The sequence below is a fragment of the Kitasatospora cystarginea genome (assembly GCF_039533515.1).
Taxonomy (GTDB): Bacteria; Actinomycetota; Actinomycetes; order Streptomycetales; family Streptomycetaceae; genus Kitasatospora; species Kitasatospora cystarginea.
On record NZ_BAAATR010000056.1, the window covers coordinates 19614 to 27227 of the forward strand.

At 69.7% G+C, this 7614-nt stretch carries 7 protein-coding genes and 1 tRNA gene; 2 read left to right on the plus strand and 6 right to left on the minus strand.

What is annotated here, in order from left to right:
* Positions 1-25 precede the first annotated feature (25 nt).
* The 3 genes from ABD369_RS36380 to ABD369_RS36390 form a co-directional block, all read right to left on the minus strand.
* A complete protein-coding gene (locus tag ABD369_RS36380) occupies positions 26-1726 on the minus strand; it encodes a S53 family peptidase (RefSeq protein ID WP_344640927.1) in 1701 nt (566 codons plus the stop codon).
* A gap of 425 nt (positions 1727-2151) precedes the next feature.
* Positions 2152-2856, minus strand: coding sequence for a response regulator transcription factor (locus ABD369_RS36385; protein ID WP_344640928.1), 705 nt, complete (start codon positions 2854-2856; stop codon positions 2152-2154).
* Positions 2853-4142 carry a sensor histidine kinase gene (locus ABD369_RS36390; RefSeq protein ID WP_344640929.1) on the minus strand — a complete coding sequence of 430 codons (1290 nt, stop codon included), beginning with the start codon at positions 4140-4142 and terminating at the stop codon, positions 2853-2855. Before ABD369_RS36390 ends, ABD369_RS36385 begins: the two co-directional genes overlap by 4 nt.
* A 346-nt stretch (positions 4143-4488) precedes the next feature.
* Between ABD369_RS36390 and ABD369_RS36395 the strand changes: the two genes are divergently transcribed.
* On the plus strand, positions 4489-4776 hold the full coding sequence (locus ABD369_RS36395) for a DUF4190 domain-containing protein (RefSeq protein ID WP_344640942.1): 288 nt from the start codon (positions 4489-4491) through the stop codon (positions 4774-4776).
* 118 nt (positions 4777-4894) lie between these two features.
* Entirely contained in the window at positions 4895-6064 is a 1170-nt protein-coding gene (locus ABD369_RS36400; protein ID WP_344640930.1) for a serine hydrolase domain-containing protein, read from the plus strand.
* A 179-nt stretch (positions 6065-6243) separates the two neighbouring features.
* On the opposite strand, the gene ABD369_RS36405 is transcribed toward ABD369_RS36400, so the two are convergent.
* The 3 genes from ABD369_RS36405 to ABD369_RS36415 form a co-directional block, all read right to left on the minus strand.
* A tRNA-Leu gene (locus ABD369_RS36405) sits at positions 6244-6330 on the minus strand.
* A 270-nt stretch (positions 6331-6600) separates the two neighbouring features.
* Complete coding sequence (locus ABD369_RS36410) at positions 6601-7173, minus strand: dihydrofolate reductase family protein (RefSeq protein WP_344640931.1); 573 nt, start codon at positions 7171-7173, stop codon at positions 6601-6603.
* Positions 7161-7400: a hypothetical protein gene (locus ABD369_RS36415; RefSeq protein ID WP_344640932.1), complete on the minus strand. Its 240-nt coding sequence runs from the start codon at positions 7398-7400 to the stop codon at positions 7161-7163. Before ABD369_RS36415 ends, ABD369_RS36410 begins: the two co-directional genes overlap by 13 nt.
* Positions 7401-7614 lie beyond the last annotated feature (214 nt).

A 7614-nucleotide genomic window follows, 5' to 3' on the forward strand; every position in this document is an offset into this window, starting at 1 on the left:
CGGCGGTCGCCGGGTGCAGGTGCGGTTACTCGTCGCTCGACGAGGACTGGCTGCCGCCGAGCAGGGCGTTGGTCAGGCCGTCGGCGACCGGGGAGCCCCAGCCGGTGACCTGGTCGTAGCCGGTGCCGGCGGAGAAGTCCTGGTTGGCGCCGGTGGTGACGTCGTGGAAGGCCGAGCCGTAGTTGCTGCCACCCGCGATCGAGTACAGCTTGGGGTTGGCCTCACCGAGTGCCGACTGGCCGGCGGCCTTCGCCTTCTGGTTGAACAGCGAGGCGTAGCCGGCCCAGAGCGGGGCCGCGGCGGAGGTACCGCCGATGACCTGCCAGCCGCCCGCGGTGTAGACGGCGAAGCCGCTGTTCGGGTCGGCGTTGGAGGAGACGTCCGGGACGGTGCGCTTGCCGCCGCCGACACCGGTGCCGCTCTGCCAGCTCGGCTGGGCGAACTGGGTGGAGACGCCGCCGCCGGCGGTGCTCCAGGCGCTCTCCGAGGAGTAGCTGTTGTCGTCGTTCACGCTGAGGTTGGTGCCGCCGACGCCGGTGACGTACGGGTCCGAGGCCGGGAAGTCGACCGCCTGCACGGAGGAGCCGCTGGTGGAGCGGGTGCAGTCGCGCGAGCCGTCGTCACCGGAGGCCGAGAAGACGCTGATGCCCTGCGCGGCGGCCTGCTTGAAGGAGTTGTCCACCGCGGTCATCGAGGACGCGGTGGTGTCCGGCTCGCAGGAGCCCCACGAGATGGAGATGACCGAGACCTTGTTCTCCGACACGATCTGGGCCGCCATGTCGATCTCGCCCTGGTCGCTGTTGGGGGCCTCGTAGACCAGCTGCTGGGCCTTGGGCGCGACACCGCGGACGATCTCGGAGTCCAGCTCGACCTCGCCCTGGCCCTGGCCCGGGGAGCTGTCGTAGTTGGCACCGTCCACCGAGACCGTGCTGACGTCCGGACCGGACAGGCCGAACTGGCTGTCGTACGTCTTCAGGTTGGACGACGAGTAGCCGTCGAACTCCCACAGGGCGACGGTGGTGCCACTGCCGTCGGTCCCCAGCTTGTCGAGGTTGTAGGCGCCGTTGTACTGCGCCGGAGCGACCCCGCTCGGAGTGTCGTGCGGGGTCGCCGCCTTCGGCTTCGCCATGCGGGTGGTGCGCACGGTCTTGTTGTTCAGACCGGAGACGCCCTGGACCACGCCGGACAGCGAGGCCGGCACCGAGGCGGCACCGTCGTTGGCGAAGAAGGCCTTCTTCTCCAGCTTGTCGACGTAACGGCTCTCGTGGGTGCCGAAGGCCTTGGCGATCTGCGCGTTGGTGCCGCTGGCGTTGACCACCTGGCGGTTGGCGCTGACCGAAGTGACCTTCAGGCCCTGGCCCTCCAGGTAGGAGCGCACCTGCGCGACATCGGCCTGGGTCGGGCCGAAGCGCTCGGTGAACTGAGCCGGGGTCAGGTAGTGCCCGTACTGCGGGGAGTGCTTGTCGTTCACGGCCGCGAGGAAGCGGTCGAGCTGCGCGGTGTTGCGCAGCTTGAGGCTGACCGCCACCGATATCTGCTGGGCGGCGGGGACATCGCCCTGCTTCTGCGAGTGGGCCACCGCGGGGGTCACGGTGTTGGGCAGTGCCACCCGGGGCGCCGAGACGTGGGGCGCCGGCGCGGCGTAGGCGGTCGTGGCTGCCAGGGAAGCCGCGGTCAGCGGCAGGACGGCGAGTGCCGAGGCAAGAGCGAGCGAGCGGGGTCGCACGGGATCCTCCGGGAAGTGGGGTTAGCTCCGGATCGGGAACGCTTGTCCGAACTTCCCAGGAAACTCTCAGGATTGGGCTCAAGTCTGAGCAATTCCTTACTAAAAAACAGTCAACTGTGAAGATGCTGGGAGCTGCAACTGAATGACCGGCCCTCCATACAGTTAACGGCCGGTTCCAGCACGAGACTTGGGGACGTCCATCGATCCCCCACCCAATCCCCGGGATCGTGAAGCTCGTGTTCTCCCGCTCCCGTACGGCCGTCGGCCCCTCCACGGTTCGCGCCCGCACTGGGGCAGCACCGGGCCAAGACGGTGCCGTCGGTCCTCACGGCATCACAGCGGAGCGGGCGGCGCCGCGTCGGGGATCACGCGACGGTGATCGAAGTCGCCCGGCCCGGCCGGCGAAGGCCGCGACAGAGGCCGGGTCAGCCGGCGAACCCCGGCACCACCAGACCGGACTCGTACGCGATCACCACCGCGTGGGTCCGGTTCTGCGCGCCGAGCTTGGTCAGCACGTGCCCGACGTGCGTCTTCACCGTCTCCAGAGTCACCGTGAGCGACTGAGCGATCTCCGGGTTGGACAGGCCGGTGGCCATCAACCGCAGCACCTCCTCCTCCCGCCCCGTCAGCGCCGCCTTCGGCAACGCCTCGGCGGAGCCCAGCGGGCGGGCGGCGATCATCCGGCGCAGCGCCGCCGGGAAGAGGATCGCCTCCCCGGCCGCCACCACCCGCACCGCCTCCGCGATCTGCCGGACCGGAAGCCGCTTGAGCACGAAACCGCTGGCCCCCGCGCTGAGCGCGGCGGTGACGTAGCCGTCGTTCTCGAAGGTGGTGATCACCACGACCTTCGGCGGTTCGGCCGACTCGGCCAGCAGCTGCCGGGTGGCCTCGATCCCGTTGCGACGCGGCATCCGCACATCCATCAGGACCACGTCCGGCCGCAGCCGCCGCGCCTGCTCGACCGCCTCGACACCGTCGGCGGCCTCCCCGATCACCGCGATCCCCGGCTGGGCCGCGAGCAACGTGCGCAGACCGCTGCGGGTCACCTCGTCGTCGTCCGCGATCAGGAGTGTGACGGAGGTGCCGGTAGGGCTGGTGGTGGCGGCTTCGCTCACGCCGGAGCCGATCATGCCGACCCCCGTACCGGCAGCCGGACCGCCAACCGCCAGTGCTGCGGCCCGTCCGGGCCGGCCTCGATCTCACCGTGAAGCAGCCGCACGCGCTCGGCCAGCCCGGGAAGGCCGTGCCCGGACGTCGGGAAGGCACCCGTGCCCGTGCCCGTGCCCGCCCCGGTCCGGTTGACCACACGGAGCTCCAGTGCGTCCGATGCCGCCACCACCCGCACTTCGATCGGACCGCCCGACCCGTGCCGCAACGCGTTCGTCAGCCCCTCCTGCAGGATCCGGTACGCCGCCCGGGAGAGCGTCCCCTGCACCTGCGCCCACTCGCCCGACAGCACCGTCTCCACCACCGCGCCCGCATGCCGCAACCGGTCCAGCAGTTCAGGCAGGTCGGCCAAGGTCCGGGTCGGCGCCGTCCCCGCCTCCTTCTCGCGCAGTACGCCCAGCACGTAGTCCAGGTCCTCCAGCGCGGCCCGGGTCGACTCCTCGATGCTGCGCAGGGCGGCCCGGGCCGCCACCGGGTCCGCGGAGAGCACCTCGCCCGCCACCGCCGCCTGGATCGTGGTCGCCGTCAGCGTGTGCCCGATCGAGTCGTGCAACTCGTGGGCCAGCCGGTTGCGTTCGGCCAGCCGCTGCTCCCGCTCGGCCGCCAGCGCGAGCCGCTCAGCCGATGACAGCCCCAACAGCCTCGGTGCCAACCATCGCAGAGCGCTCGTCACCACCACGCACACCGCTGCCGCCAGCAGCAGACAGCCGAGCGCCACCGCCCAGCTCGACCAGCCACCCGCCACCCGCGCCGACCAGCCGAACAGACTCACCTGCGCCTCGCCGCCGAGCCAGCCCCCCGGCAGCGACAGGCCCGCGAGGAGCAGCACACCGCTCACCAGCGCCCCCGTCCACCCCAGTGCCACGTGCAGCAGCAGCCAGAGCGGAGTCCGCCAACGGTCGGCGCCGGATGGCACGGCAGGGGCCGGCGCCGTAGGAGTCGGCCCAGTGCCGGGTGAGCTCGCGAACCGACGGCCGGCCGCAGGATCCGGCAACGGCACCCTCAGCAGTCGACGGGCGGACGCGATCAGCGCCCGCCGTGTGGTGCGGGCCAGCCCGACCGCGCCGATCAGTGCTGCCCAGACCAGCAAGGTCAGAACGGCCCGCACTCCATATGGAGCGGATCGCCACGTCAGCGCCGGCAGCATTGCGAACGGCAGCAGTGGAAGGCTCGCCAACGCGCCGCAATAGGCGAACAGCGCACCCGCATACGTGGAGCCGCGCAGCAACGGCCGGATTCCCCTGATCACGATCGCCAGTATGACCGGGCAGCTCGCCGGTGGCCTCCCCCGGTCGAGGGAGCATTCTCTCCCTTCTTCCCGCGATGCGCGCCCGAGCCCCCGGAACCGATGATCGTGTCCTGCCCAGTTGACGAGAGGACGGCTTATGCACACCCGGGGGAGAGAGGCGTCACCGAATCACACGGCGCCGGCTGAGGCCATGTCAGCTCTGACGGCGTCGACGCCGACTCGGACAGCGCCGACTCGGACGGCATCGACTTGGACCGCTGGGGCAGACCCCCGTTCCCGTTACCTCCAGGGCCCCGGCTACGGCGTGCAGCCTCCGGTCGGCAGGAACGGCCTGGCCGTGGCCGCCATGGTGCTGGGCGCCATCGGCTTGATCACCTCGATCGTCTTCATCGGCGGCCTGTTCGGCGTCATCGGTCTGGTCCTGGGCATCGTCGCCCTGAGGACGGCCAAGCGGAGCGGCATCGGCTGGGGCATGTCCGTCACCGGCGTGGTGACGTCGTTCATCGCGATCGTGGTGTCCATCCTGGTCGCCGTCTTCATGGTTTGGTACGCCGACAAGACGCAGCAGTGCTACCAGCTCGACAGCTTCCGACAATACGAGCAGTGCGTCCACCAGCAGCTCACCCGAGACTGACCGGCGGCCGGTGGCATAGCCGGCAATGCCCCGGCCTCGGCGCACCGCTCGAGCGGCCGGCCCCACCGAGGCTCGGCACACACCGCTGTTTTCCCAACGATTCCACAGGAGTTGACTCATGCGTGAGCAGGCGTGGCAGAGGCTTCGTTCTTCCGGGCGGCAGCAGGGCGGTCGGCGACGAGCCGTGCCGGCCGCGGCCGCCGTGGCCATCGGCGTCATGACGATGGGTGCCCTGGCGCCACCCGCCGCGTCGGCTGCCGCCAGGCCGGACACCGTCCAGCAGGGCCTGAACGCGCTGGTGCACTCCGATGGCCTGCCTGCCGCGCTGGCGAGCGTCAAGGACCGTGAGGGCCGCACCCGTACCTACACCGCGGGGGTCGGCGACCTGGCCACCGGCTCGAAGGTGCCCAGGGACGGCCAGGTGCGGATCGGCAGCAACACCAAGACGTTCACCGCGGTGGTCGTGCTGCAACTGGTCGGTGAAGGGAAGGTCGGCCTCGAGGAACCGGTCGACACCTATCTGCCGGGCCTCGTACACGGGGAGGGGATCGACGGACGCCGCATCACCGTCCGTCAGCTCCTCCAGCACACCAGCGGGCTTCCCGATTACGAGGGCTACATCGAGGACACCACCATTCAGCACCGGTACTTCGAACCCCGCGACCTCCTGGACATCGCCTTCCAGCACAAGGCCGACTTCGCCCCCGGGGCGAAATTCGAGTACAGCAGCACGAACTACGTGTTGGCCGGCCTGATCATCCAGAAGGTCACCGGCCGGCCCCTCGCCGAGGAGATTGGCCAACGCATCCTCCAACGCATCGGGCTGCGCCACACCTACTTCCCCGCCCCCGGTGACAGGAGCATCCGAGAACCCCATCCCGAGGGCTACCACAGGGATCCAGCGGGCGGACCTCTGCGCGACATCACGGAACTGGACCCCTCCGCGGGCTGGGCCGCAGGCCAGATGACCTCCACCAACTCCGACCTCGACCAGTTCTTCACCGCGCTCCTCGCCGGCCGCCTCCTCCCAGCGGCCCAGCTCACCCAGATGCGCACCACCGTCCCCATCGGGGACACCGGCGCCGGCTACGGACTGGGGCTCATCAGCAGGCCACTGTCGTGCGGCGGTGTCTACTGGGGCCACGGCGGTGACATCCCGGGATACGAGACCCGGGGCGGAGTCACCGACGACGGCCGCGCCGCCAACATCGCAGTGACGAGCATCCCGACCGACGAGGCAGCCACGAAGCATCTCGAAAGTGTCGTGGACACGGCCCTCTGCCGCTGAACCACGCCTCCCACAAGGGCCGCTGGAGCGGAAGGCCGGTCCGCTCCAGCGGTGCGGTCCCACGTCGAGGTCGCACGACGACCCGTCGGGCACACCTGGGGAGCACGTTCCGCAAAGCAATGTGGCCGGTCAAACCGACATACTGTCGGTTTGACCGGCCACATTCGGTCGATTGACCTTGGTGCGCGAGGGGGGAGTTGAACCCCCACGCCCTTGCGGGCACTGGAACCTGAATCCAGCGCGTCTGCCTATTCCGCCACCCGCGCAGGTGATGTCCCATATCTTAACCGATCTTCCGACCCACCTCGCACCGGCTCCGCACCACCCCGCCCCCGCCGGGTCGGGCCGGGGTCATCGCCGGTCGCGGTTCCGTCGACCGCCGCCCGCTTCCCTGCCATCAACTCCCGTTCGGCGCGCCGGATGTCCGCTCCTGGAGAACGAGCGGGCACCGACGTGCCGACCGTCGGTGGGGCCGGCACGTGCCCGTTCGGGCGGGCGGCGGAGTGCCGCCCGCCCGAACGGGCGACGACTCCTGGTCAGCGGACGACGTCGAAGACCTGCTTCTGCACGCCGTTGGGGTAGACCTCGTGCTCGACCAGCGTCAGCTTCTGGGTGTCCTTGTCCGTGGTGCTGAACAGGCGCTTGCCGGCGCCGAGCAGCAGCGGGTAGACCAGCAGGTGGTAGCGGTCGATCAGGTCGGCGTCCGAGAGGCCGTGGTTCAAGGAGGTGCTGCCGTGGATGATGATCGGGCCTCCTTCGCTCTCCTTGAGGGCGGCGACCTGGTCGAGCGAGCGCAGGATGGTGGTCTCGCCCCAGTTGGAGACCAGCTTGTCCTCGGTGAGGGTGGTGGAGACGACGTACTTCGGCATCGTCTTGTAACGGGCGAATTCCTCCATGTCCGGCCACACCGGGCTGAACGCCTCGTAGCTGACCCGGCCCATCAGGATCGCGGTGGCTTCCTGCTGCTCCCGTTCCTTGATCTCGAACGCCTCGGGGACGAACTCGACGTCCTTGAAGGTCCAGCCGGAGTTCCGGTAGCCGGGTTCGCCGCCGGGGGCCTCCATGACGCCGTCGAGCGAGATGAAGGCGGTGCTGATCAGGGTACGCATGGGTGATTCCTTCGTTTCGCGTGTGCGGCCACCGCCGGGGACGGCCGCTTGTCCTCAGGATCACTTCCCGGATCGGTGTTCAGCGTGATCTCGGCAGGATCGAAGAACCGCGGCTCGCCAACCAAGCCGACGGGCGTCACAGCCCCGGACGTCGACAGCCACAGCCCGGCGTCGGAGGAGAACGTCGACGCCCCTTGGTAGGCGTAGACCTGTGTCTGTGTCGGCATGGCGCAGAACCTATCCCCTGCCCCCGACAAAGCCGTGGGCCGGACACGGCTCCCAGGCCGCGTCCAGCAACGAAATGAGGCTGGTCAACCCGACATTCTGTCGGGTTGACCAGCCTCATTCGGTCGATTGACCTTGGTGCGCGAGGGGGGAGTTGAACCCCCACGCCCTTGCGGGCACTGGAACCTGAATCCAGCGCGTCTGCCTATTCCGCCA

What these genes read in the sequence shown, in the direction of transcription:
- ABD369_RS36385 (WP_344640928.1), bottom strand. Translation starts at nt 2,856, where the DNA reads ATGATCGGCTCCGGCGTGAGCGAAGCCGCCACCACCAGCCCTACCGGC.
- ABD369_RS36395 (WP_344640942.1), top strand. Translation starts at nt 4,489, where the DNA reads ATGGTGCTGGGCGCCATCGGCTTGATCACCTCGATCGTCTTCATCGGC.
- ABD369_RS36400 (WP_344640930.1), top strand. Translation starts at nt 4,895, where the DNA reads ATGCGTGAGCAGGCGTGGCAGAGGCTTCGTTCTTCCGGGCGGCAGCAG.
- ABD369_RS36410 (WP_344640931.1), bottom strand. Translation starts at nt 7,173, where the DNA reads ATGCGTACCCTGATCAGCACCGCCTTCATCTCGCTCGACGGCGTCATG.
- ABD369_RS36415 (WP_344640932.1), bottom strand. Translation starts at nt 7,400, where the DNA reads ATGCCGACACAGACACAGGTCTACGCCTACCAAGGGGCGTCGACGTTC.